The sequence below is a fragment of the Pseudomonas sp. NPDC087804 genome (genome assembly GCF_044742965.1).
In the GTDB taxonomy this organism is placed as follows: Bacteria; Pseudomonadota; Gammaproteobacteria; order Pseudomonadales; family Pseudomonadaceae; genus Aquipseudomonas; species Aquipseudomonas rustica.
Genome location: NZ_JBIUVN010000001.1, coordinates 1007660 through 1030997, shown reverse-complemented (window position 1 = coordinate 1030997; position 23338 = coordinate 1007660). Strand labels below are relative to the sequence as shown.

Genomic DNA, 23338 nt, shown 5'->3' with positions numbered 1-23338 from the left:
AGCTCCTACAGAGGAGGGCGGGTCAGTCTTTGAGAATGTCGCGATCCTTGGTTTCCGGCAGGAAGAACGTACCCAGTATCGCCGTCATCACCGCAATCACGATCGGGTACCACAAGCCGTAGTAGATATCCCCGGTGGCCGCGACCATCGCGAACGCCACCGTTGGCAGGAACCCGCCGAACCAGCCGTTACCGATGTGATACGGCAGCGACATCGAGGTGTAGCGAATGCGCGTCGGGAACAGCTCCACCAGCCACGCCGCGATCGGCCCGTAAACCATGGTCACGTAGATCACCAAAATGGTCAGCAACAGCAGCACCATCGGGTAATTGGTTTTTGCCGGGTCGGCTTTCTCTGGATAACCGGCTTCTTTCAGCGCAGTGCCAAGGGTCGCGGTGAACGCATCATTGCGAGTTTTGAAGTCGGCGGCGGGCAGGGCGCTGCCGTCGAAACTCTCGACGACTTTGTCGCCAATACGCACCTGCGCCACGGTGCCGGGTTCGGCGGTGACGTTCTCATACGGAATCGCCCGTTTTGCCAACAGCGTCTTGGCCAGGTCACAGGAACTGGTGAATTTGGCCTTGCCCACCGGATCGAACTGGAACGAACACTGGTCGGGGTTGGCGATCACCTTGACCGGGTTTTTCTCCTGAGCGATGAACACATCAGGATTGCCGTACTGGGTCAGCGCATGAAAGATCGGGAAGTAGGTCAGCGCCGCCAGAATGCAGCCGACCATGATGATCGGTTTGCGCCCGATCCGGTCGGACAGGCTGCCGAAAATCACGAAGAATGGCGTACCGATCAACAGTGATCCGGCGATCAGCAAGTTGGCGGTTTGCGGGTCGATCTTCAGCGTTTGCAACAGGAAAAACAGCGCATAGAACTGCCCGGTGTACCAGACCACCGCTTGCCCGGCCGTGCCGCCGAGCAACGACATGATCACCACTTTGAGGTTGTCCCAACGGGCGAATGATTCAGTTAGCGGCGCTTTCGACGCTTTGCCTTCGTCCTTCATTTTCTGGAACACCGGCGACTCGCTCAGTTGCAGGCGGATGTACACCGAGACGATCAGCAGGAGGATCGACAGCAGAAACGGAATCCGCCAGCCCCACTCTTCAAACGCTTCAGTGCCCAGCGCGGTGCGGCAGGCGAGTATCACCAGCAGCGACAGAAACAGGCCGAGGGTCGCGGTGGTTTGAATCCACGAGGTAAAGAAGCCGCGTCTATTACGTGGCGCGTGTTCGGCCACGTAAGTCGCCGCGCCGCCGTATTCACCGCCCAGTGCCAGGCCTTGCAGCAGTCGAAGGGTAATCAGAATCACCGGTGCAGCGACGCCAATGGTCGCGTAACCGGGCAGCAAACCGACAATCGCGGTCGAGACGCCCATGATGACGATGGTGATCAGAAACGTATGTTTGCGCCCGATCATGTCGCCGAGCCGGCCGAACACAATCGCGCCGAACGGCCGCACCGCAAAGCCTGCCGCAAACGCCAGCAGGGCAAAGATGAACGCGGTGGTTTCGTTGACGCCGGCAAAGAAGTGCTTGGCGATGATCGCCGCCAGTGAACCGTAGAGGTAAAAATCGTACCACTCGAAAACCGTGCCCAGTGAGGAGGCAAAGATGACTTTGCGCTCCTCCTTGGTGATGCCGCCGCTGCGCGGTGGACTGCCGGTGGATGTTGTGTAAGTCGTGGCCATGGGTGTTCTCCGTCGTGCTTATTGTTGTAGGCCGGAGTCCCCCAATACCGCTTATCTCACCCTGGCCTTGTGGCAGATGCCTGAAGCGCTGATGCGTAAAGCGTGCACAGTTTGCCGTCGGGCAGGTGTGCACGCTTTCCTGAAGCATAATCAGCTTCTGGCAGATATCCACTCGCCAGCATCGCCGTTTACGCCTTGACCCAGCGCTGGCGACTCCAGGCACTCAACCAGTCCACCAGGAACACCAGTACCAGCATCGCCAGAATCACCGTGCTGGCCTGCGCTTCCTGAAACAGGCTGAGGCTCACGTAGAGCATCTGGCCGAGACCGCCAGCACCGACAAAACCCAGCACACTGGCCATGCGAATGTTGTTTTCCCAGCGATAGAGGATGTAGGCGAGCAGTTGCGGCGCCAGATTGGGCAGGGTGCCGTAGCAGAAGGCGAGGATCGGATTGCCGCCCTGCAAACGGATCGCCTCGGCGGGTTGCGGCGGCGTGTTTTCCAGCGCTTCGGCGAACAACCGGCCGAGTACTCCCGTGGTGTGTAAGGCGAGGGCGAGGGCGCCGGCATTCGGGCCAAGGCCGGCAGCGAGCACCATCAGCGCCGCCCAGACCAGTTCCGGAATCGCCCGCAAAGCGTTCAGCAGCAGGCGCGCAACACTTTGTAGCGGCCAGCCGAAACGTCCCGCCGCCGGCAGCGCCAGAACAATGCCAACAACTGCCGCCAATAGCGTGCCAACAGCGGACATGGCCAGCGTTTCCATGGAGCCGTGGAAGATTGCTTTCAGGTAGTCAGCGCTCAAATCCGGGCTGAGAAAACGCTGCACGTAAGCGCCCATTTGCTTCAGGCTGGTGGCGCTGCCCAGTTCACCGAGATCGAGACCCAGATAGGCGAAGGACGCAATCACTGCAACCCCGATAACGGCGATCAGCAGCAAATTGATCAGGCGATTCATGCCAGTCTCCAGCGCAGCAAGCGGCTGAGTTGATCGGCGGCCAGCACCAGCAGCAGGAACGTCAGCAACATGCTGGCGACTTCACCGCCGGCGAACATGCGGATCGACAGATCGATTTGCTGACCCAGGCCCCCCGCGCCGACGAACCCCATCACCACCGAAGCACGGATCGCGCATTCCCACCGATACACGGTGTACGAGAGCAGCTCCGCGCCGACATTGGGCAGAGTGCCGTAAGCGAATGCCGCCAGTCGGCCGCTGCCAGCCTGCAACAACGCATGCGCCGGGCGTTGGTCGGTGGATTCGAAAATCTCCGCGTAGACCTTGCCGAGCATGCCGCTGTAGGTAATGGCAATCGCCAGCACGCCCGCTGCCGGGCCAAGGCCGACCGCACGCACGAACAGCAGTGCCCAGACAATCTCCGGCACGCTGCGCAGGAAAATCAGCAGCCCGCGAACCGGCCAGCGCAGCAAACGTCCCAAACGACTCGGCACGCCACCGCGAGAGGCGGCGGACAGCGACAGAGCGCGACTGGCAATCAAACCGGCAGGTACCGCCAGCAGCAACGCCAGCGCCATGCCGGCAGTGGCAATGGCCAGGGTTTGCAGGGTGGCTTTAAGCAGGATTTGCAGAAAGGCTTCGTCGTGCGCTGGCGGCCAGAATTGCGCGACAAACTGGCCCATTTCATTCTGGCTGCCGGGCAACAGCACACTTAGATCCAGTTCACTCAGCTGAATCCCCGGCCACAGCAAAGCAATGGCCAGCAAGCTCAGTAGCAACCGTGGCCATGCAGCGGGATCGCGTGAATCGGCTTTCAGCATCGTGGAATCTGCACAGTCAAAGGCACCGCTACAGCGGTCGGCGATTGCAGCTTTTCGTTGGCGTACAGCGCGTCGAGCATGTCCGGGCTGACTTGATCGGACGGGCTGTCGAACAGAATCTGCCCTTCGCGCAAACCGATGATCCGTGGGAAGTGCGACAACGCCAGATCGACCGCATGCAGGCTCGCGATCAGTGTGACGTTGTGCTCACGGGCATGGCGCGAAAGGATCGACAGGGTATGCCCGGCCATCACCGGATCCATCGCCGACACCGGTTCATCGGCCAGCAAAATCTCTGGCGCTTGATACAGCACACGAGCAATGCCGACGCGCTGCAACTGACCGCCAGACAATTGTTGGCAATGGGCAAACAGCTTGTCGCCCAGATCCAGTCGCGCCAATGCCGCACGCGCACCGGCCACATCCAGTGGATGCAGCAGGTTCAAGAGACTTTTGCCCAGACTCCACTGGCCGAGTTTGCCGGCCAGTACCGCCGTGACCACGCGCTGACGCGGCGGCAGCGGCGGTGCCTGATGCACCAGGCCGATGCGTGCACGCAGGCGTTGACGTTGGCGGGCAGACAAGTGCCAGGCGCGCTCACCGAGCACTTCGATTTCACCGCTGCTGGGCCGCAGTGCGGTGGCCAGCAGATTAAGCAGACTCGACTTGCCAGCCCCGGACGGGCCGATGATCGCAACCTGTTCGCCAACGCCAATTTGCAAATCGATACCGAGCAGGGCATCGACGCCATTGGCGTGGCGCAGGCTGCTCTGTTTGAGGCTTAAGGTCATTTCAGCAGTTCGGCGGCGCGGGCGGCTTCCTCGATGCCCTTGTAGTTTTCAGGCTTGGTGTCGATGAAGCGGCTGGCGGCTTGCAGATCCAGAATTTTCTTCTGCTCAGGGTTGGCCGGGTCGAGATCAAGGAAAGCTTTTTTGATCTTCGCCGCGAGTGCTGGATCAAGGGTGCCGCGCACGGTCCAGTTGTAATCGAAGTAGGTCGGGGTGGTGGCGAAGACTTTTACCTTGTTGGTGTCGACCTTGCCGGCGTCTACCAGTTTTTGCCAGACGCTGGCGTTCAACACACCGGCGTCAACCTTGCCGGCCTGCACCCAGGCCACGGTGGCGTCGTGAGCGCCGGAGTAGGCAACGCGGCTGAAATACGCTTCCGGCTTGATGCCGTCGTTTTTCAGCATGAAGTAACGTGGCATCAGGCTGCCGGAGGTCGAAGACACCGAACCGAAGGCGAAGGTCTTGCCTTTCAGGTCGGCGAGGCTGTGCACGTTCGGGTCAGCGGTGATGAATTTACTGGTGAACTGCGCATCCTGTTCACGCTGCACCAACGGGATCACCGGCGTGGTGGCATCGGTCTTCAGACGTGCCTGAACGAAGGTGAAACCGCCCAGCCAGGCCATATCGAGGCGATCGGTAGCGAGTGCTTCAACCACAGCCGGGTAATCGGCCACCGGCACAAACTGCACTTTCATGCCAATTTGCTGCTCCAGATAAGCCCCCAGCGGTTCGAACTTGCGCAGTAGTTCGGTCGGCGCTTCATCGGGAATCGCGCTGACGCGCAAAACGTCAGCGGCTTGAGCCATCAACGTAGAAAGGGACAGGGCCAGGCCGGCGGTCAATGCCAGGGTTCGTTTGAGCATGGAAATCTCCGTTTCATGAGCGGCAAAAAGATGTGAAGAGCTGAAAGAGGGCGCTACGTGAGGGTAGACGAATCGGCGAGGTTATACGTACTCACGCACGCAAAGGCCAGTCCTATCGGGATGCGCTCAGAAACGTTCGTCGAGGATCGCCGGCAAGGTCAGTTCCCTGACGTAGCTGGCCGGAGACAAACTAAGGATCATGCGCACCACCTCGACGACATCGTGTACGGGAATCAAATGTCCCTCACCACGCTGCGTCGCGACGTTAATCGGTATGCTCAGTAGATCTTCGGTATTCAGATAGCCGAGATTCAGGCAGGTCACTGCCAGACGTTGCTCTCTATAGCCTTCGCGCAGGGTCTCGGCGATCCCGCGCAGGGCGAATTTGGATGCGCCGAAAGCGACTTCCGGACGCCCGCTCTGTGGCAGACCCGAGGTCGAACCGGTGAGGATGATTCTGGGATGGGGACTTTTTAGCAGAAGGGGCAGCAGACGTTTGATCAGCAAAATGGTTGAGGTGATGTTGCAGTTGACGATGGCCTGCACTTCGTCGTCTGCGCTTTCGACAAAGTCGTACGCGCTGTCGAAGGCAAACTCTTCCCAGATGCCGAGGTTGTAAATCAGCGTATCCAGCCCGTCGGCCTTTACCGCTTTTTCAATCTCCTGCGCAGCCTTGGCCGGGTTCATAAGATCGGCTTCTACCCAGCGTACAGATCGCTCGGCATCCGCTGGCAAACCGTCTGGGCGCGAGCGGGAAACGCCGATCAACGTGTCTCCCGCGTTGCCCAACCCCTCTATAAAAGCTCTGCCTAAACCTTTACTCGCACCCACCACCAAAATATTCATCGATCGTCTCCATGATCCAAGTGCTGATTCCGTACAGCATGCAAACAGACGACCTAGGAAATGGCAAACGAATGGGTGTGTCGGAATATTTATGGACGATAAACGCTACTCCCTGTGGTGAGGAGATAAATCCCCTCACCACAGGGTTGTTTATTACTCACCCCCGAGAAACTGTTACCGCACTATTCCGGGCTGTGACAAAGGCAAGGTCTCTGCCTATCCTCCATGACATTCCCAACGTGGCAGCGACGGTTTTCTGTTTCGCTCCCCTCAGCAAAAGTCTTGTTCATGGATCAACCGTTACCCGCACCGCTCATTGCCCCAAAGTCGATATGCACGCAGTGGGTGGCGGAATGAAGCTTTCCAGACCGCTGCCAATCGACCTGCGCGGGCTGATACTGCTGTTTGTCCTGCTGTCGGTCGTCGCGACGCTGTGCAACAGCCTCTATGTCGCCTATCGCGTACAGCGTGACGCATTGATTCACGCGACGCTGGAAGCCAATGGCGCCTACGCGGCGAAAGTAGCTTCGAGCATCGGCGAGTTTCTCGGCGCCGCGCACAATCATTTGAATTACAGCGCGACGGTGCTGGGCGATCACTGGGATGAGCCTGGGGCATTGCGCAAAGAAGCCATGCGCTTGCAGGCGCAGGACACCGATTTCAACTCGGTGACGATTCTCGATGCGAACGGGCAAGTGCTTCAGGCATATCCGGACAGCTTGCAGATCGTCGGTGCCACGCTGCAATCGCAGGGCATCCAGCAAGCCCTCAAAGAGCGCCGGCCCTTGGTCAGCGAGGTGTACGTTTCCTCGGCGGGCAATCTGGTGGTGTTTGTTTCGCAACCGGTTTTCAGCCCGTCCGGTGCATTTCTCGGTGTGGTGGGCGGGTCTGTTTACTTGCTTGAGCAAAGCGCGTTTCACACGGTGATCAGTCGTCATTTTCATCACGACGGCACCTTCGCTTTCGTCGCTGACGGTAATCGGCGGCTGTTGTATCACCCTGATTCGAAACGGATCGGCGAAGTGCTGGGCTGGAGTCTGACGGTGGATGCCGCATTGCGTGGTGAAAATGGCACCTTGCAAGGCGACAACTACCGAGGTGTGCCCATGCTGGCCGGCTATGCTCGTGTGCCGGAAGCCAATTGGGCCGTGGTGGTCCAGCAACCTCGCGAACGCAGCCTGGCGCCGTTGGCACAGCTGATGCGCGATATGGTTGTGGGGATGATACCGGCGGGTTTGCTCGGGCTGGCCCTAATCCTCGCTGGAACAGCGCTGATCGCCCGACCCTTGCGGCAATTGTCGGCGGCCGCCGACCAGTTGGCCGCGCCTGACACCACGGAGCGCTTGAACCGGGTGCATGCCTGGTACCGCGACGCCGCTGCAATCCGTCAGGCGATGCTGGCCGGGGTGCAATTGCTCCATCAGAAACTCGGTCAGCTCAGTCATGAAGCGCAAAGTGATCCCCTCACAGGCCTGGCCAATCGTCGCGCCATGGACGCTGCGCTGAACCTGCTGGACCAGGCCGGGCAGGGGTATTCCGTGCTGGCGCTGGATATCGATCATTTCAAACGCGTCAACGACACCTTTGGACATGACGCCGGCGACGTGGCCCTGCGAAGCGTTGCCGACATCCTCAAACAGAACTCGCGCTCGGGTGACTGGGCGTGCCGCTCCGGTGGTGAGGAGTTCGCACTGATTCTTCCGGATACCCCGCTGGAGACCGCGCGGATGATTGCCGAAAGAGTCCGCGCGCACCTCGAAGAAACCGAGGTGCCGCAGGTGGGCAAGTTGACGATGTCCATCGGTGTGGCGTGCCGCGATGCAGACACTGCGACATCGCCAAGCGTGTTGAAACTCGCAGATGAACGCCTTTACGCCGCCAAGCAGAGCGGACGCAACAAAGTTGTATGAAGGGCCGGAAGTCGCTTACGGCAGTTTGGCAATCACCTTGATCTCGAAATCAAAGCCATACAGCCACGTCACACCCACTGCGGTGACAGTCGGATGCGGCGCATCGCCCCAGAATTCGGTGAGCACAACATTCCAGATCGTCTCGAATTTGCTGTGCGGATCGACGATGAAGATCGTCACGTCGACCACATCTTCGAAGCTGCAACCGGCCTCGCTGAGGATCGCATTCAGGTTGCTGAATGCCTGTCGTACCTGGTTCTGCAGATCCGGCTCCGGCGTACCGTCTTCGGTGCTGCCGACTTGCCCCGAGACAAATAGAAAACCGTTGGAGCGAATCGCTGGCGAGTAGCGATTGCGCTCATAAAGGGTACGGCGTGCGGCCGGAAAAACGACATCGCGCTGAGTCATGGGGTGTCTCCATCGGTGAGTTGATGAAGCCACTGTAGGTATTTGCAGGCGGGCGATAAACGCGCAAGCTTGGCGTTCACTGTTTGTGAATCCCAAACAATCGAGGCGCGAACCTTGGATCGATTTGACGCAATGCAGGCGTTTGCCCGAGTGGTCGAGGCTGGGAGTTTCACCAAAGCCGCCGAAACCCTGCACATGAGCAAGACCACCGTGACGCAACTGGTGCAGCAACTGGAAGCACGATTGCGGGTGAAATTACTCAATCGCACCACGCGCAAGGTCAACGTCACCGCCGATGGCGCGGCGTATTACGAGCGCGTGATCAAGCTGCTCGCCGATATGGACGATGCCGAAACCAGTCTGCCGGGCGTGGCGGCATTGCCGAAGGGACGATTGCGAGTGGATGTGCCGAGCCCGCTGGCGCGGTTGATCCTGATTCCTGCGCTGCCAGAATTTCACGCGCGCTATCCGGATATTCAGATCGATATGGGCGTCAGTGACCGCATTGTCGACATCATTGATGAGAACGTCGATTGCGTGGTGCGTGGCGGCGAGTTGCTGGATCAGTCATTGATGGCGCGCAAGGTCGCCGATCTGCGATTGGGCGTGTTTGCCGCACCGGCTTATCTGGCTCGTTCAGGCACGCCACATCACCCGCGAGAACTGGAAGATTCCCATCACCGCGTGGTTGGTTTTCTCTGGGCGCGCACCGGCAAACCAGTGCCGTACGCCCTGCACAATGCCAGCGAAAATCTGCACATCAGAGGTCGCCACGTGTTGGCGGTCGACGACGGCAACGCCTACCTCGCGGCCGGGCTGGCCGGCATGGGCGTGCTGTGGCTGCCCACATACATGTCCAGCGAGCATGAAGCGCGGGGCGAACTGGTGCCGTTGTTCGAAAACTGGCAGCTCGAGCCGATGCCGCTTTACGTGGCGTACCCGCCAAACCGCCACGTCAGTCTAAAATTACGCGTTTTCATCGACTGGGTGGTTGAGGTCTTGGCGCAGCACGCACCGGTTATTCAGCGCTGAGGTTATGAATCAACCATTCGCTGAAGCTGCGTGCCATCGGATCCTGTTCACTGTCGCGGTGGGTCAGCAACGCCCAGTTCGGCCCCCGAATGCTGTCTTCGACCAACGGCTGCAACACGCCGTCAGCCCGCGCCTGACGGCTGAGCAATTGACTCACCAGCGCGATGCCCAGACCCGTACACGCGGCGTCCAGCAGTAATCCCGGATCGGAGAAGTTCAGCCCCTGATCCTGCTGGCCGACATCGATTCCGGCCTCGACCGCCCAATGGCTCCAATCCATTTCCCGCTCGCCATGCAACGTCGTGCGCTGTGGCGCCGGCAGCGCCAAAACGCTCGGATGACACGCCGGATAGAGGCGATCGGCGTGCAGCACTTTGAAGCTGCATTCAGCCTGTGAACTGATGTCGTCGCGCACCGCCAGATCGATGGTTTGCGTGGCCATGTCCGGCACTTCGTCGGTGCTGTAAATCCACAGATCAACCTCGGGATGCAGCGCGCGGAAATCCGCCAGGCGCGGCAACAACCAGTGCCGGGCAAACGCCGGCGTGGTGTTGAGCACCAGTTGATTGGGCTTTTGATACTGGCCCAAACGGCGAATCCCCACCGCCAATTGCTGCAGCATCGCCTGGGTGGTGCTGAGCAAATCGTGGCCGGCATCGGTCAGCGCCACGCTGCGTCCGCTGCGAAAAAACAGCGGCTGCTCCAGATACGCCTCAAGGCTGCGGATCTGCTGGCTGATCGCCGACTGCGTCAGGCTCAGCTCTTCAGCGGCCTTGTGAAAACTGCCCAGTCGAGCGGCCGCTTCAAAGCCGCGCAGGGAGCTGAGCGGCGGCCAGTGTTTAAGCATATCGATAAGCTCCGCTAATCAGTTTTCTGCTAAATCCATCGTTTGTTTGCCGATTTTACGGCCCGTAGCATAAGCGCATTGAACACAGTGGCTTAACTAAAGAGGCTTATCATGCAGCACGACGACAATAAAAACAGCGCCTGGATGATGCCGGCAGAGTGGGTGACCCATGCCGCGACGTGGATGGTCTGGCCGCACAATCAGACGATGTGGGAGTCGGGTTGGCGCGTGACGCTGGCGCAGGTGCAGGAAGATTTCGCTCGCGTCGCCAATGCCATCGCTCGGTTTGAGCCGGTGAAACTGGTGGTCGATCCATCGGCCATTGCCAGCGCCAAAGCCCTGTGCGGGCCGAACATCGAACTGATCCCGTTGAGGGTGAATGACAGTTGGTGCCGCGACTCCGGCCCGACTTTTGTCTGCCACCCGCAGCAAGGCCTGGCTGGCGTGAGCTGGCGCTTTAACGCCTGGGGTGGCAAGTCGGCGCACGATCTGGACGAAAGTCTGGCGCGCCGTGCGCTCAATCACCTTGGTCTGGAATGCTTCGGCACGCCGCTGAGCAACGAAGGCGGGGCGATTCATGTCGATGGCGAAGGCACGCTGATCACCACCGAATCGGTGCTGCTCAACCCCAATCGCAACCCGGGCATGAGCAAAGCCGAGATGGAAGAGATCTTCAGCCGCCTGCTCGGCGTGAAGAAAACCATCTGGCTGCCGGGCGATCCGGATTACGTCACCGGCGACATGACCGATGGCCACGTTGACGGCGTCTGCGCCTTTGCCCGTCCCGGTGTGTTGCTGGTCGATGCGACGCACGATCAATCGTCGGTGTACGCCGAAGTGGCGCGGGAAAATCGTCGAGCGCTGGAGCTGGCCACCGATGCGCAAGGACGCAAATTCGCGCTGATCGAACTGTTCGAAGCCACCGACGCGGTCGACACCGAAGCGGAAGTGTTTTGCGCCTCGTACACCAATTTCTACATCGCCAACGGCGCGATCATCATGCCGGCCTATGGCATCGAGGCGGACAACGTCGCAGCGAAAGTGCTGGAAAAAGCCTTCCCCGGTCGTGAAGTGGTGCCGGTGCAGATCAACCATCTGGCGCATGGCGGCGGCGGTGTGCATTGCATCACCCAGCAGCAGCCAGCCTGGCCGGTGAAGGGTTGAAACCATGACAACGCTGACCATTGCTACCACCCAGATGCCGTGCACCTGGGATTTACCGGGCAACTTTGATCGTGCCGAGCAACTCGTCCGTGATGCGGCGAAGCAGGGCGCGCAAGTGATCCTCTTGCAGGAACTGTTCGCCACGCCGTACTTCTGCATCGAACAAAGCCATAAACACATGGCGTTGGCCGAGGAGTATCGCGACAGCCGCGTGCTCGCGCGTTTCGCCGCAGTGGCCCGCGAGTTGGGCGTGGTGTTGCCGCTGAGCTGGTTCGAGAAGGCCGGCAACGCCTACTTCAATTCGTTGAGCGTGGCCGATGCCGACGGGCGTTTGTTGGGGGTGTATCGCAAGACGCACATTCCCAACGCCATCGGTTATCAGGAGAAGGAATATTTCAGCCCCGGCGACACCGGTTTCAAAGTCTGGGACACCGCGTTCGGCCGTCTCGGTGTTGGCATCTGCTGGGATCAGTGGTTCCCGGAAACCGCGCGCTGTCTGGCGTTGATGGGGGCTGAGGTGCTGCTGTATCCGACTGCCATTGGCTCGGAACCGGGCTGCGCAGCGCTGGATTCCCGCGACCATTGGCAGATGACCATGCGTGGTCACGCCGCTGCCAATCTGCTGCCGGTGGTGGCGTCGAACCGCGTCGGGCGCGAAACCGCGACCACCGATTCGAGCTTGCAAATGAGCTTCTACGGTTCCTCGTTTATCAGCGATCACAAGGGCCAGTTACTCGCCACAGCCGACCGTGACAGCACCGGTGTGCTAGTGCAAAGCGTCGATCTGGCGGCCATGCGTGAAGAACGTTTGAGCTGGGGCATCTACCGCGATCGTCGTCCGGAAATGTATGGGCCGCTGCTGAGTCAGGACGGTCGCCACCTTCATGCACGCTGGAACACTCAAGGGGTTTGACATGGTTACCCACCACAAACGATTGCTCGGCGCGATGGGCCTGGCCCTGATCTGCGTAATGCCGTCGCTGCACGCTGAAGACAAAACCCTGCGCCTCTACAACTGGGCCGATTATTTTGCCGAAGACACGCTGAGCCGCTTTACCGCCGAGACCGGGATCAAGGTGATTTACGACGTCATGGACGGCAGCGAAACCCTCGAAGCGAAGATGCTCTCCGGCGGCAGCGGGTACGACCTGATCTTCCCCGGCGACACCGTGGCCGAGCGCCTGATGCGCGCCGGCAGCCTGATGCCGCTGGATCAATCGAAGCTGACGGAACTGGCCGACATCGAAACCGGTTTGCAGAAACTGCGCAGCCATTACGAGCACTCCAGCAAAGCCACGGTGCCGTATACCTGGGGCACCATCGGCCTGACCTACAACGAGGAAGAGATCAAAAAGCGCATGGCCGATGCGCCGGTCAACAGCCTCGATATGTTGTTCAAACCGGAACTGGCGGCGGAGCTTGCCGACTGCGGAATCTCGATGATCGACTCGCCGGACGAAGCGCTGGCGGTGGTGCTGAATTACCTCGGTCGCGATCCGCGCAGCGGCAAAGCCGAGGATCTGGCAGCAGCCAGTGAATTGCTGATGAAGCTGCGGCCGTACATCCGCAAATTCCAGTCGCAACCGGTGACCGATCTGGTCAACGGCAACCTGTGCCTGTCGCTGGGTTACAGCGGTGACATGACTCAAGCCCAGCGCACCTCGGACAGCGCCGGCAAGCACACGAAGTTTCAGTACCGTGTGCCGCGCGAGGGCACCACGGTGTGGATGGACACCATGGCCATTCCGGTCGACGCCAGACACCCGGAATACGCCTACGCGTTTATCAACTTTGTCATGCGCCCGGCGAACATGGCGGCGATCAGCAATTTCACTGGTTACCCGACGTCCAACGCCAAGGCGCGGGCGAGTGTCGATGCAAGCATGCGCGACAACCCGGACATCTACCTCGACGAAGCGACCTATGCGCGTTTGATCCCGGGCAAAGACATCCCTCAGGCCGACATGCGCGCACGCATGCGTACCTGGACTAAATTCAAAACGGCCACTGGCCAATGATCCACGGCCGGCGTGTTCGCCGGCCCTGTTTTTACAGGAAGAAACAGCATGTCGACTCGTCGTGAGTTCATCAAACAAGTAACGGTTGCCGCCGGTGTGGGCGCTGCGTTCATGGGCCTCGGTCTGTCGCCGGGCAAGGTGCTTGCGGCCGCTCAGGGGCGCTGGTTCATGCCCGACGAAGGCGACAAGCACGAACGCGCCTACATCGCTTTCGGCGCGCAGGACGCGATCTGGGAAGACTTCACCGAAGACGTCCAGGAAGCCCTCGGTCGCATCGCCCGTGCCATCGCCAAATATGAGCCGGTCACGGTGTTCTGCCGCCAGAACGAGCGCAGCATTGCCGAAGAATTCTGTGGCACGAATAACATCACCTACGTCACCACGGCGCTGGACGACATCTGGATGCGCGACATCGGCGCCAACTTTGTCATCGACGACGAGGGCGGATTGGGCGCGGTGGATTTCAACTTCAACGGTTGGGGCGATAAACAGCAGCACAGCAAAGACGCGAAAATCGCCGCGCTCGTGTCCAACGGCGCACAAGCGACTTATATCCGCAGTGAGTTGACGGGCGAGGGCGGTGCTATCGAAGTCGATGGCCACGGCACCGGAATCATGACCGAGAGCAGCTGGATCAACCGCAATCGCAATCCGGACTGGAGCAAGGCCGACGTCGAAGCGGAACTGAAAGAGCGTCTGGGCCTGCGCAAAATCATCTGGCTGCCGGGGATCAAGGGCAAGGACATCACCGATGCTCACGTCGATTTCTACGCGCGCTTCATCAGGCCAGGCGTGGTGATCGCCAACCTCGACACCGACCCTGAATCCTACGATCACAAGGTGACGCTGGCGCACCTGGACATCCTCAAGAACGCCACCGATGCTGACGGGCGCAAATTGCAGATCCACACGATTTCGCCGCCACTCAATCTGCGCAAAAGCAAGTTCAGCAAAAACAACCCGGACTTCGCTGCCGGCTACATCAACTACTTCGTGATCAACGGCGCGATCATCGCCCCGGAGTTCGGTGACAAAGCCGCGGACAAGAAGGCCTTCGATCTGCTGTCCGCGCTGTACCCGGATCGCGACATCGTGCTGCTGAACATCGATGCCATCGCGGCCGGTGGCGGCGGGATTCACTGCGTAACCAGCCATCAACCACAGGCGTGATTGACTCTTTGGCGGATCAAGCCAACTATCGGCGCATAACAACATGACCGATGGAACAAAACTTGATCGAACGACGCCAATTCAGCGGAGGCATGAAGGGGAAAAACCTCCGCTATCTGAATGAGCAAAGCGCTGATAGCCCGCGCCTGACCCGTACCGGTTTTCTGCTGCTTGAACACTTTTCGTTGCCGGCATTTACCCAGGCGCTGGACACGGTTGTGACCACCAATCTGCTACGCCCGGGACTGTTTGCCTCGCGCACGTTCGGCTTGGGCGACGGCGAAGTGGTCAGTGATCTGGGGCTGGTAATTCGGCCCGATGCACGTCTTGATTTGGCAGCGCTTGAAGTGCTGGATCTGCTGGTGGTGTGCGGCGGTTATCGCACCGAACTGCGCGCGAGTGATGAGTTTATCGGCTTGCTCAAAGTGGCGGCGGAGCGGGGCGTCAGTCTCGCCGGTTTGTGGAATGGTTCGTGGTTTCTCGGTCGCGCGGGTTTGCTCGATGGCTATCGTTGCGCCATCCACCCGGAGCATCGCCCGGCACTGACCGAAATCGCCAAAGCCACCCACGTCAGCAGCGAACCGTATGTGATTGATCGCGATCGGCTCACGGCGTCTAGCCCGTCTGGGGCGTTTCACATGGCGCTGGACTGGATCAAAAGCCTGCACGGCAAAGCGCTGGTCGAAGGCATCGAAGACATTCTGGCGTTTGAGGAATCGCGCTACCGGCGGATCAAGCCTGACGAGAACATCTGCGTCAGTGCGCCGCTGCGTGAAGTGGTGAAGCTGATGGACGCCAATCTGGAAGAGCCGCTGGAGCTGGAACAACTGGCGGTGTACGCCGGGCGCTCGCGTCGGCAACTGGAGCGATTGTTCAAGGAACAACTGGGCACCACACCGCAGCGCTATTACCTGGAACTGCGGATTACCGAAGCGCGGCGTTTGTTGCAGCACACCGAGTTGTCGCAGGTTGAAGTGTTGGTGGCTTGCGGATTTGTCTCGCCGAGCCATTTTAGCAAGTGCTACAGCGCGTTCTTTGGTTACCGGCCTTCAAAGGAAAAGCGTCTGGTGAAATAGGCGCGTTTTGGAAGTCTCTGTTTTAAAACAAAAAATATTTCACTTCGTGCTTCCCAAACCTCACAAACCTTGGTAAATTGCGCCCCGTTCTCACAGCGAACCTAACGAAGTAGCTGGAAAGAGCAGTAGGGGCGTCGCCAAGCGGTAAGGCAGCAGGTTTTGATCCTGCCATGCGTTGGTTCGAATCCAGCCGCCCCTGCCATATTCGAAAAAACGCCAACTTCGCAAGAAGTTGGCGTTTTTTTTATGCCTGCGATTTGGCCAGGCTTGGTGATACAGGCGTTCGCGGCGCCGAAGCACCGCGTACGCCGTCCACTCAGTGCGGTGCGCGCGGAATGGTTTTCATCAGGTCTTCGGGGCTGATGTGGCCGACCACGCTGCCCGGTTGCGGCAGGTTGAGGATGTGGCCTTTCATCTTGCCGATGATGTGCATCTCGCACGGCTTGCAATCGAACTTCAGCGTCAGCACTTCATCGCCGTGGATCAACTGCATCGGCGCGACTTTGGTGCGCACGCCGGTCACGCCTTTCGCCTGTTTCGGGCACAGGTTGAAGGAGAAACGCAGGCAGTGCTTGGTGATCATCACCGGCACTTCGCCCGGCTCTTCGTGAGCTTCATACGCCGCGTCGATCAGCTTCACGCCGTGGCGGTGGTAGAAGTCGCGCGCCTTCTGGTTGTAGACGTTGGCAAGAAAGGTCAGTTGCGAATCCGGGTACACCGGCGGCGGAGTGGTTTCGGCTTTACGGCCGCCACGCGGGTGAGCGGCGACACGCGCGGCGGTCAGGGCTTCGATCACTTCACGGCGCAGGGCTTTAAGCTGCGAGTTGGGGATGAAGAAGGCCTGTGGCGCATCCAGCTTGATGTTGGTGGCGTGGTACTGCGTGGTGCCGAGCTGGCCGAGCAGATCGCGCAACTGTTCCAGCGCTTGCTCAGGCTTGTTGGCGACGCCGAACGGGCCGTTGAGGGTGACGCTGGCGCTGATGCCTTCTTCACTGGTGGCGGTGACTTCCAGCTGTTCTTCACGCAGACGTGCGACCCAGCTCAGGGCGACGCGACGCTCGGACGAGGTCTTCTGCAGCGCCTGTTGCCAGTTGTGGTCGAGGTTGCGATTGAGCGGGTGATTCGGACGCAGCTTGAACAGGCCTTCGGGCATTTCGTTCGGCTCGACGCGGTAGCGGTAGCGCTTCTCGCCGTCCTCTTCGAACTCGCCTTTGGCTTCAGCGATGTTGGCGCGGAAACCGACCACTTCGCGTTTCACCAGCACGTTCAAACCGTCACCGTTGGACAGCGGCTCGTGGGTGATGACCTGCATGTCGCGTTTGCCGACTTTCTCGACGGTGCCCACCGGCAGCCCGGTGAAGGTCGGCGAGTCGAAGGCGCCGATGTCGATCTTGCGATCGGTGACAAAATAGTCGGTGCTGCCACGGTGGAAAGTCTTTTCCGGGTCAGGCAGGAAGAAGTGCGCGGTGCGGCCGCTGGAAGCGCGGGCCAGATCCGGGCGGTCTTCGAGCACGTCGTCGAGGCGCTGGCGGTAGTAGGCGGTGATGTTTTTCACATAGCCCATGTCCTTGTAGCGACCTTCGATCTTGAACGAACGCACGCCGGCCTCGACCAGGGCGCGGATGTTGGCGCTCTGGTTGTTGTCTTTCATCGACAGCAGGTGTTTTTCGTAGGCGATCACGCCACCCTTTTCATCTTTCAGGGTGTACGGCAAACGGCAGGCTTGCGAGCAGTCGCCACGGTTGGCGCTGCGCCCGGTCTGCGCGTGGGAGATGTTGCACTGGCCGGAGAAGGCCACGCACAAGGCGCCATGAATAAAGAATTCGATGGCAGCGTCGGTTTGGTCGGCGATTGCGCGGATTTCTTGCAGGTTCAGCTCACGGGCCAATACCAGTTGCGAGAAGCCGGCCTGATCGAGGAACTTCGCTCGCTCAAGGGTGCGGATGTCGGTCTGGGTCGAGGCGTGCAGCTCGATCGGCGGAATGTCCAGCTCCATCACGCCCAGATCCTGAACGATCAGCGCGTCGACACCGGCGTCGTACAACTGATGGATCAGCTTGCGCGCCGGTTCCAGTTCGTTGTCGTGCAGGATGGTGTTGATGGTGGTGAAGATACGCGCGTGGTAACGGCGGGCGAATTCGACCAGCTCGGCGATTTCGCCGACTTCGTTGCAGGCGTTGTGGCGCGCACCGAAGCTCGGGCCGCCGATGTACACGGCATCGGCGCCGTGCAGGATCGCCTCACGGGCGATGGCGACATCGCGGGCAGGGCTGAGCAATTCCAGATGATGCTTGGGCAAGGACATAGTTTTTTTAGTCAGGCTGTCACGGTTAGGCGCGCATTCTACCCCCGAAACGCGCGCCCGGCACGCCCGTGCTGCCCGATGGCACCGGGCTCTTGCAGGAGCTACGGCACACTGCGATCTTTTGACCTTTTCAGATCAATATCAAAAGATCGCAGCGTGCCGCAGCTCCTACAGGATCCAGCGGTGGTCGCCAAATAGGTGGGTGACACACAAACCTGTAGGAGTGAGCCTGCTCGCGAAAGCGGTGGTGCATCCAATAAAGATGTCGCCTGACCAGACGCCTTCGCCAGCAGGCTGGCTCCCACAGGGTTGGGCGGTGGTCGCCAAATAGGTGGGCGACACACAAACCTGTAGGAGTGAGCCTGCTCGCGAAAGCGGTGGTGCATCCAACATAGCCGTCGCCTGACCAGACGCCTTCGCGAGCAAGCCCCCCCACAGGGATCCAGCGGTGGTCGCCAAATAAGTGGGCGAAACACAAACCTGTAGGAGTGAGCCTGCTCGCGAAAGCGGTGGTGCATCCAACATAGCCGTCGCCTGACCTGACGCCTTCGCGAGCAAGCTCGCTCCCACAGGGTCCAGCGGTGGTCGCCGAGTAGGTGGGCGACATAGAAACCTGTGGGAGCGGGCTTGCTCGCGAAGGCGTCAGTTGGTTCGGCGCAAGGCTGGGGTGAAAATCAAGCCTTGGCAGCCATCGCGGTGACTTCTACGCGCATGCCTTCGACGGCCAGGGACGCAACGCCAACCGCAGCACGTACTGGCCATGGCTTGGCGAAGTAGCGTTTGTAAACTTCGTTAAACGCGGCGCGATCGGCCATGTCGGTGAGGTAGATGGTCAGGTGCATCACGCGATCCATCGAGCTGCCCGCACGTTCCAGTGCAACCTTCAGCGCTTGCAGGGTGCATTCGCTTTGCAGGGTGATATCGCCGAGTTCCAGGCTGCCATCGGCACGGGTCGGAATCTGCGTGGACATCATGATCCCGTTGAACGTGGTCACGTCCGAGGAAATGGAGTCCGCGTCCGGATCGGGAGTGAAGATGATGTCTTGGTTGGCCATGGGTGATCCCTTGTGTGAGCGACTAAGAATCGCGCCAGTTTACAGATTCGTCACCGACATGGCCCGTTTCGGCATTCGGCACCATACTTTCGCGCGGTATTGGCAAACGATCTTCTCTTCTCAGACAGGAGCAGGGCCATGAGCAACAAACCGACGATTGTGCTGGTTCACGGATTCTGGGGCGGCGCCGCGCATTGGGGCAAAGTCATCCTCGAACTGGCTCGCAAGGGTTACACCGATCTTCACGCGGTGGAAATGCCACTGACATCCCTCGCCGACGACGCCGAACGCACGCGCAAAATGATCGCGCAACAAAGCGGCCCGGTTTTGCTGGTCGGCCACTCTTACGGCGGCGCGGTGATCACCGAGGCGGGCAATCAGCCGAACGTCGTCGGCCTGGTGTACATCGCCGCGTTCGCCCCGGATGCCGGCGAAAGCCCCGGCGGTCTGACCCAGCAACACCTGCCGGCCGCCGCACCGAATCTTGCGCCGGACAGCGACGGTTTCCTCTGGCTCAAAGCCGATAAATTCCACGAAAGTTTTTGCCAGGATCTCAGTGCCGATGAAGCACTGGTCATGGCCGTCGCACAGAAGGCCCCGTTGGCCAGCACCTTCGGCGACACGATCAGCAATCCGGCATGGAAGAACAAGCCGTCGTGGTATCAGATCTCCACGGAAGATCACATGATCCATCCCGACAATCAGCGGCAGATGTCGGCAAAACTCGGTGCGAAAAAGATCATCACACTGGATGCCAGCCATGCCTCGCTGGCCTCGCGTGCTGCCGAAGTCGCGGCGTTTATCGATGAGGCGGCAACGGCTGCGGTGAAACCTTAGGGATCAGACTGGCTGCGTCGCCGCCTCAGCCGCGAGGGCCGCAAGGACACTCGGTCGAGCGGCGATGCACTCCATGTAAGCAGCCAGCGTCGGCCAATCTTCAATGCTGATGTTGAACGTCGGCAGCCAGGTCAGAACGGTGAACAGATAGGCGTCGGCGACGCTAAACCAACCCAGCAGATAATCCTGCTCGGCAAGCGTCTGGCTCAAAAAATCCAGACGCTTGTATAGCTTCAACTTGAAAATATCCTTCACTGGTTCCGGGATCTCGCTGCTGAACAGCGGCGCACTGGCGCCATGAATTTCCGAACTGATGAAGTTCAACCACTCCTGCAAACGCACGCGCTCCCAAGTGCCATTGGCCGGCGCCAGCGCATGCCCCGGCATCTGATCGGCAAGAAACTGCAAAATCGCCGGCCCCTCGGTTAGCACTTTGCCGTCGTCCAGCATCAGCGCCGCCACATAACCTTTGGGATTGATCTCGCGAAAATCCCGCCCGTCAGCGGTGCGTTTGGTTTGATTGTTGACGCGAATCAGCTCGAACGGCAGCCCCAATTCCTGCAGCACAATGTGCGGAGAAAGAGAGCAGGTCATCGGCGCGAAATACAGTTTCATGGCAGTTCCTTGCAATGGGGAGGTGCCAGAATCGTTGGCCACCAAGGCTTTGGCAAAGGTCATTTCAAGTGCTAGCGTATGACAAAATCTCATGAGCACTGAACGAACGATGGCTAGCCGACTGCCTTCACTCAATGGATTGCGCGCCTTTGAAGCCGCCGCCCGCCACATGAGCTTTACCTTGGCGGGTGCAGAGCTGAATGTCACTCAGACCGCCATCAGTCATCAAATCCGCCGGCTCGAAGAGGAACTCGGTGTTCAGTTGTTTCTGAGACTGAAGGACGGACTCGCGCTCACCGACGACGGACAAGCTTATCTGCCCGGCATCCGCACGGCGTTTCAAGCACTGCGCCAGTCCACCCAACAGCTGCTCGAGTCGCGCCACAACAGCGTACTGACCATCAGCACGCTGGTTTCGGTGGCTTCAAAGTGGCTGCTGCCGCGCTTTCCAGCCTTTCAGCAAGCCTTTCCCGACATCGACGTGCGGGTCAGCGCTTCCACCGATCTGGTGGATTTTCGCAAGGGTGGCATTGATGCGGCGATTCGTTACGGCCGTGGCGACTGGCCAGGGTTACGCGCTGATTGGCTGATGTCCGATGAAATTTTCCCGGTGTGCAGCCCGGCGTTGTTGAACAGCAATCCGTTGAACGCCCCGGCAGACCTGGCCCATCACACCTTGCTGCAAGTCAGCGGCATGACCACTCAAGACTGGGCGGCATGGCTCGGCGCGGCAGGTCAGCCGCAGCAACTGGCCGAAGGATCACGGTTAACTTTCGATCTGGCATTGATGGCAGTGCAAGCGGCAATAGACGGGCAGGGCGTGTGCATCGGGCGCTCGACGTATGTCGAGGATGATTTGCGCGCGGGACGGCTGGTGGCGCCGTTTGCTCTGCGTTTGCAGGATGACTTGGGTTTCTATCTGGTTACGCCACATGAAACCGCGGGTTCGAAGAAGAACATGGCGTTGAGAAACTGGTTGTTAGCGCAATCAAACGCTTAAGAACTCAGTGCAGCGTAACCACCCGGCGACTCTCGCCGATGCGGATCCGGTCGAGTGCGCGGTTCAATGCATCAAGCGCATCGAGCAAAGCTTTGGCCTCAGCTTCGCGACCATCGCCCCAGAGCCGTTCAGCCATTTTGTTCAAGGCCTGAATCGATCGCTCGATTTCGGCGGCACTGGCGGCTTCTTTGCTTGGTGGCGTTTTCTTCGGCATTGATCAACCTGTTCACTGAGCCTGGCCGCTGAATAGTGCGGCTACGACAAACCTGTTTCCTCGTCCTGCCGGCCTATCCAACCATTGCGATGTCAGCAGGACAAGTTTTTCAGTCAGCTGCCAAGTAATTATGTGGCCGGAATCTTTGTGCCGGCTATCGAGTCAGTGTGCGCCTGAATAAGCCCAAAGCTCCGCTCTAAAAATCCCCCATAAGAAAAACCGATACCTGCTTAAGGATTTCCCAGAGGCGGTGCAGGCACTGGCGGCCTTAGAGTCACGGCACCGCTCGACAGCCGTTGTTTCACTGCTGGTTGCTTCAATACCTCCGCCTGTCGGGCACTTCACAACAATAAGAAGGTGCAAGCATGAGTAACGAAACAGTCGACATCAAGGGGTGGATAGACAACCGGCCAGTTGGTCGCTATCAGTGGCTGATCATGGCGCTGTGCTTTTTCATTGTGCTTTTCGATGGCTTCGACGTTGCAGTGATGGGGTTTATCGCGCCTTCCCTGATCCAGGAGTGGGGCCTGTCGAAAGCAGCGTTTGGCCCAGTGATGAGCGCCGGCATGGTTGGATTGGCGATCGGTGCGTTGACGGCCGGTCCTTACGCCGATCGACTTGGCCGAAAAAAGGTGCTGCTGACGGCGGTGACCGGTTTCAGTGTGTTGAGTCTGGCCTGCGCCTTCGCCCGTAATCCCTACGAGTTGGCGGCCTTGCGCTTGCTGACTGGCGTGGCACTGGGGGCGGCATTGCCCAACACCACCACGTTGCTTGCCGAGTATCTGCCGGAGCGTAATCGGTCGTTGTTCATCACGATTATGTTCACCGGGTTCAATATGGGCTCGGGATTGGGCGGGTTTCTCGCGGCGTGGTTGATTCCCCATCACGGCTGGCAGTCGGTGCTGCTCGCTGGCGGTGTTCTGCCGATGTTGCTGCTGCCGCTGATGTGGCTGCTGTTGCCCGAATCCGCACGCTTTCTGGCTGCGCGCAATGCGCCCGCCAGCCAGATCTCCAAGGTATTGAACAAGCTGGGCGGTACGTTCAGCGCGGCGACGAAGTTCGTCATCGCCGAACCTCAGACGCAGCAGAAAGCCCCGCTGCGGTTGTTGTTCACTGAGCAATATCGTTTTGGCACGCTTGCGCTGTGGGCGACGTACTTCATGGGTTTGTTGGTCATCTACCTGACCATGGGCTGGATGCCGACATTGTTGCGCGAAGGCGGACTGTCGATCGAGCGCGCTGCGACCATTACCGGCCTGTTCCAGATTGGCGGCACCGTCGGCGCCATTGTGGTCGGCTGGGCGATGGATCGACGCAATCCGAATGCGGTCATTGCTACGTCTTATGCGCTGGGCGGGGCTTTCATCCTGCTGCTGGGCGCGTTCAGTCTCGAATCCAGCCTGCTTGCATTCGGCGTGGTCGCAGCAGGCTTCTGCATGAGCGGGGCGCAAACCGGCCTGAACGCTTTTGCACCGGGTTACTACCCAACGGACTGTCGTGCCACCGGCGTCAGCTGGATGCTGGGTATCGGCCGCTTCGGGGCTATCTTTGGTTCACTCATCGGTGGTGCGGTGCTCAGTCTCGGGCTGGGCTTGCCGCTGCTGTTCGCGCTGTTGAGTGTGCCGGCCTTTATCGCCGCACTGGCGATCCTGGCCAACGGTCATGCACGGCGCCGAGTCAATCGGGCCTTGCTGGCGCATTAATCTTTTTC

22 protein-coding genes and 1 tRNA gene are annotated in these 23338 nt (G+C 59.6%); 11 read left to right on the top strand and 12 right to left on the bottom strand.

Annotated features, from left to right (window positions below; genetic code table 11):
* Positions 1-22: 22 nt before the first annotated feature.
* The 6 genes from ACIOMO_RS04475 to ACIOMO_RS04450 form a co-directional block, all read right to left on the bottom strand.
* On the bottom strand, positions 23-1702 hold the full coding sequence (locus ACIOMO_RS04475) for an MFS transporter (protein WP_212550663.1): 1680 nt from the start codon (positions 1700-1702) through the stop codon (positions 23-25).
* A gap of 188 nt (positions 1703-1890) precedes the next feature.
* A complete protein-coding gene (gene phnE / locus ACIOMO_RS04470; protein ID WP_401238464.1) occupies positions 1891-2658 on the bottom strand; it encodes a phosphonate ABC transporter, permease protein PhnE in 768 nt (255 codons plus the stop codon).
* Positions 2655-3479 carry an ABC transporter permease gene (locus tag ACIOMO_RS04465; RefSeq protein WP_053120731.1) on the bottom strand — a complete coding sequence of 275 codons (825 nt, stop codon included), beginning with the start codon at positions 3477-3479 and terminating at the stop codon, positions 2655-2657. Before ACIOMO_RS04465 ends, phnE begins: the two co-directional genes overlap by 4 nt.
* Entirely contained in the window at positions 3473-4270 is a 798-nt protein-coding gene (locus tag ACIOMO_RS04460) for a phosphonate ABC transporter ATP-binding protein (protein WP_401238460.1), read from the bottom strand. The genes ACIOMO_RS04465 and ACIOMO_RS04460 overlap by 7 nt, the downstream gene beginning before the upstream one ends.
* A complete protein-coding gene (locus tag ACIOMO_RS04455) occupies positions 4267-5130 on the bottom strand; it encodes a putative selenate ABC transporter substrate-binding protein (RefSeq protein WP_053120727.1) in 864 nt (287 codons plus the stop codon). The genes ACIOMO_RS04460 and ACIOMO_RS04455 overlap by 4 nt, the downstream gene beginning before the upstream one ends.
* Positions 5131-5256: 126 nt before the next feature.
* The gene (locus ACIOMO_RS04450) at positions 5257-5976 is read right to left on the bottom strand and encodes an SDR family oxidoreductase (protein ID WP_401238457.1); all 720 of its coding nucleotides are present in this window, start codon (positions 5974-5976) and stop codon (positions 5257-5259) included.
* Between the two features lie 353 nt (positions 5977-6329).
* Here ACIOMO_RS04450 and ACIOMO_RS04445 point away from each other — a divergent pair, with 353 nt between their 5' ends.
* Positions 6330-7886 carry a diguanylate cyclase gene (locus tag ACIOMO_RS04445; protein ID WP_401238454.1) on the top strand — a complete coding sequence of 519 codons (1557 nt, stop codon included), beginning with the start codon at positions 6330-6332 and terminating at the stop codon, positions 7884-7886.
* 15 nt (positions 7887-7901) lie between these two features.
* On the opposite strand, the gene ACIOMO_RS04440 is transcribed toward ACIOMO_RS04445, so the two are convergent.
* Entirely contained in the window at positions 7902-8294 is a 393-nt protein-coding gene (locus ACIOMO_RS04440; RefSeq protein ID WP_401238451.1) for a RidA family protein, read from the bottom strand.
* 114 nt (positions 8295-8408) lie between these two features.
* On the opposite strand from ACIOMO_RS04440, the gene ACIOMO_RS04435 reads away from it, so the two are divergent.
* A complete protein-coding gene (locus ACIOMO_RS04435; RefSeq protein WP_053120719.1) occupies positions 8409-9326 on the top strand; it encodes a LysR family transcriptional regulator in 918 nt (305 codons plus the stop codon).
* On the opposite strand, the gene ACIOMO_RS04430 is transcribed toward ACIOMO_RS04435, so the two are convergent.
* Positions 9313-10173, bottom strand: a complete 861-nt coding sequence (locus tag ACIOMO_RS04430; protein WP_401238449.1) for a LysR substrate-binding domain-containing protein — start codon at positions 10171-10173, stop codon at positions 9313-9315. The genes ACIOMO_RS04435 and ACIOMO_RS04430 overlap by 14 nt on opposite strands.
* Positions 10174-10284: 111 nt before the next feature.
* On the opposite strand from ACIOMO_RS04430, the gene ACIOMO_RS04425 reads away from it, so the two are divergent.
* The 6 genes from ACIOMO_RS04425 to ACIOMO_RS04400 all read left to right on the top strand — a co-directional run bounded on the left by ACIOMO_RS04425 (position 10285) and on the right by ACIOMO_RS04400 (position 15803).
* A complete protein-coding gene (locus tag ACIOMO_RS04425; RefSeq protein WP_401238447.1) occupies positions 10285-11337 on the top strand; it encodes an agmatine deiminase family protein in 1053 nt (350 codons plus the stop codon).
* Between the two features lie 4 nt (positions 11338-11341).
* Positions 11342-12250 (top strand): N-carbamoylputrescine amidase, encoded by a 909-nt coding sequence (aguB, locus tag ACIOMO_RS04420; RefSeq protein WP_401238445.1) that lies wholly within the window; start codon positions 11342-11344, stop codon positions 12248-12250.
* Between the two features lies 1 nt (position 12251).
* Positions 12252-13355 carry an extracellular solute-binding protein gene (locus ACIOMO_RS04415; protein ID WP_401238442.1) on the top strand — a complete coding sequence of 368 codons (1104 nt, stop codon included), beginning with the start codon at positions 12252-12254 and terminating at the stop codon, positions 13353-13355.
* Between the two features lie 48 nt (positions 13356-13403).
* Positions 13404-14525, top strand: coding sequence for an agmatine/peptidylarginine deiminase (locus ACIOMO_RS04410; RefSeq protein ID WP_401238439.1), 1122 nt, complete (start codon positions 13404-13406; stop codon positions 14523-14525).
* A 50-nt stretch (positions 14526-14575) separates the two neighbouring features.
* Positions 14576-15601: a GlxA family transcriptional regulator gene (locus ACIOMO_RS04405; RefSeq protein ID WP_159812079.1), complete on the top strand. Its 1026-nt coding sequence runs from the start codon at positions 14576-14578 to the stop codon at positions 15599-15601.
* Positions 15602-15728: 127 nt separating this feature from the next.
* A tRNA-Gln gene (locus ACIOMO_RS04400) sits at positions 15729-15803 on the top strand.
* Positions 15804-15917: 114 nt separating this feature from the next.
* Here ACIOMO_RS04400 and ACIOMO_RS04395 read toward each other — a convergent pair.
* Positions 15918-17906, bottom strand: a complete 1989-nt coding sequence (locus ACIOMO_RS04395; RefSeq protein WP_401238435.1) for a U32 family peptidase — start codon at positions 17904-17906, stop codon at positions 15918-15920.
* 674 nt (positions 17907-18580) lie between these two features.
* Entirely contained in the window at positions 18581-18961 is a 381-nt protein-coding gene (locus ACIOMO_RS04390; protein ID WP_053120702.1) for a RidA family protein, read from the bottom strand.
* A gap of 138 nt (positions 18962-19099) precedes the next feature.
* On the opposite strand from ACIOMO_RS04390, the gene ACIOMO_RS04385 reads away from it, so the two are divergent.
* On the top strand, positions 19100-19798 hold the full coding sequence (locus ACIOMO_RS04385) for an alpha/beta hydrolase (RefSeq protein ID WP_159812077.1): 699 nt from the start codon (positions 19100-19102) through the stop codon (positions 19796-19798).
* A 3-nt stretch (positions 19799-19801) separates the two neighbouring features.
* On the opposite strand, the gene gstA is transcribed toward ACIOMO_RS04385, so the two are convergent.
* Positions 19802-20413: a glutathione transferase GstA gene (gstA, locus tag ACIOMO_RS04380; protein ID WP_401238431.1), complete on the bottom strand. Its 612-nt coding sequence runs from the start codon at positions 20411-20413 to the stop codon at positions 19802-19804.
* 109 nt (positions 20414-20522) lie between these two features.
* On the opposite strand from gstA, the gene ACIOMO_RS04375 reads away from it, so the two are divergent.
* Positions 20523-21413 carry a transcriptional regulator GcvA gene (locus ACIOMO_RS04375; protein WP_401238428.1) on the top strand — a complete coding sequence of 297 codons (891 nt, stop codon included), beginning with the start codon at positions 20523-20525 and terminating at the stop codon, positions 21411-21413.
* Between the two features lie 4 nt (positions 21414-21417).
* On the opposite strand, the gene ACIOMO_RS04370 is transcribed toward ACIOMO_RS04375, so the two are convergent.
* The gene (locus tag ACIOMO_RS04370; RefSeq protein ID WP_401238425.1) at positions 21418-21627 is read right to left on the bottom strand and encodes a hypothetical protein; all 210 of its coding nucleotides are present in this window, start codon (positions 21625-21627) and stop codon (positions 21418-21420) included.
* Between the two features lie 365 nt (positions 21628-21992).
* Between ACIOMO_RS04370 and ACIOMO_RS04365 the strand changes: the two genes are divergently transcribed.
* Entirely contained in the window at positions 21993-23330 is a 1338-nt protein-coding gene (locus tag ACIOMO_RS04365; protein ID WP_401238422.1) for an MFS transporter, read from the top strand.
* Positions 23331-23338 lie beyond the last annotated feature (8 nt).

What these genes read in the sequence shown, in the direction of transcription:
- ACIOMO_RS04475 (WP_212550663.1), bottom strand. Translation starts at nt 1,702, where the DNA reads ATGGCCACGACTTACACAACATCCACCGGCAGTCCACCGCGCAGCGGC.
- phnE (WP_401238464.1), bottom strand. Translation starts at nt 2,658, where the DNA reads ATGAATCGCCTGATCAATTTGCTGCTGATCGCCGTTATCGGGGTTGCA.
- ACIOMO_RS04465 (WP_053120731.1), bottom strand. Translation starts at nt 3,479, where the DNA reads ATGCTGAAAGCCGATTCACGCGATCCCGCTGCATGGCCACGGTTGCTA.
- ACIOMO_RS04460 (WP_401238460.1), bottom strand. Translation starts at nt 4,270, where the DNA reads ATGACCTTAAGCCTCAAACAGAGCAGCCTGCGCCACGCCAATGGCGTC.
- ACIOMO_RS04455 (WP_053120727.1), bottom strand. Translation starts at nt 5,130, where the DNA reads ATGCTCAAACGAACCCTGGCATTGACCGCCGGCCTGGCCCTGTCCCTT.
- ACIOMO_RS04450 (WP_401238457.1), bottom strand. Translation starts at nt 5,976, where the DNA reads ATGAATATTTTGGTGGTGGGTGCGAGTAAAGGTTTAGGCAGAGCTTTT.
- ACIOMO_RS04445 (WP_401238454.1), top strand. Translation starts at nt 6,330, where the DNA reads ATGAAGCTTTCCAGACCGCTGCCAATCGACCTGCGCGGGCTGATACTG.
- ACIOMO_RS04440 (WP_401238451.1), bottom strand. Translation starts at nt 8,294, where the DNA reads ATGACTCAGCGCGATGTCGTTTTTCCGGCCGCACGCCGTACCCTTTAT.
- ACIOMO_RS04430 (WP_401238449.1), bottom strand. Translation starts at nt 10,173, where the DNA reads ATGCTTAAACACTGGCCGCCGCTCAGCTCCCTGCGCGGCTTTGAAGCG.
- ACIOMO_RS04425 (WP_401238447.1), top strand. Translation starts at nt 10,285, where the DNA reads ATGCAGCACGACGACAATAAAAACAGCGCCTGGATGATGCCGGCAGAG.
- aguB (WP_401238445.1), top strand. Translation starts at nt 11,342, where the DNA reads ATGACAACGCTGACCATTGCTACCACCCAGATGCCGTGCACCTGGGAT.
- ACIOMO_RS04415 (WP_401238442.1), top strand. Translation starts at nt 12,252, where the DNA reads ATGGTTACCCACCACAAACGATTGCTCGGCGCGATGGGCCTGGCCCTG.
- ACIOMO_RS04410 (WP_401238439.1), top strand. Translation starts at nt 13,404, where the DNA reads ATGTCGACTCGTCGTGAGTTCATCAAACAAGTAACGGTTGCCGCCGGT.
- ACIOMO_RS04405 (WP_159812079.1), top strand. Translation starts at nt 14,576, where the DNA reads ATGGAACAAAACTTGATCGAACGACGCCAATTCAGCGGAGGCATGAAG.
- ACIOMO_RS04395 (WP_401238435.1), bottom strand. Translation starts at nt 17,906, where the DNA reads ATGTCCTTGCCCAAGCATCATCTGGAATTGCTCAGCCCTGCCCGCGAT.
- ACIOMO_RS04390 (WP_053120702.1), bottom strand. Translation starts at nt 18,961, where the DNA reads ATGGCCAACCAAGACATCATCTTCACTCCCGATCCGGACGCGGACTCC.
- ACIOMO_RS04385 (WP_159812077.1), top strand. Translation starts at nt 19,100, where the DNA reads ATGAGCAACAAACCGACGATTGTGCTGGTTCACGGATTCTGGGGCGGC.
- gstA (WP_401238431.1), bottom strand. Translation starts at nt 20,413, where the DNA reads ATGAAACTGTATTTCGCGCCGATGACCTGCTCTCTTTCTCCGCACATT.
- ACIOMO_RS04375 (WP_401238428.1), top strand. Translation starts at nt 20,523, where the DNA reads ATGGCTAGCCGACTGCCTTCACTCAATGGATTGCGCGCCTTTGAAGCC.
- ACIOMO_RS04370 (WP_401238425.1), bottom strand. Translation starts at nt 21,627, where the DNA reads ATGCCGAAGAAAACGCCACCAAGCAAAGAAGCCGCCAGTGCCGCCGAA.
- ACIOMO_RS04365 (WP_401238422.1), top strand. Translation starts at nt 21,993, where the DNA reads ATGAGTAACGAAACAGTCGACATCAAGGGGTGGATAGACAACCGGCCA.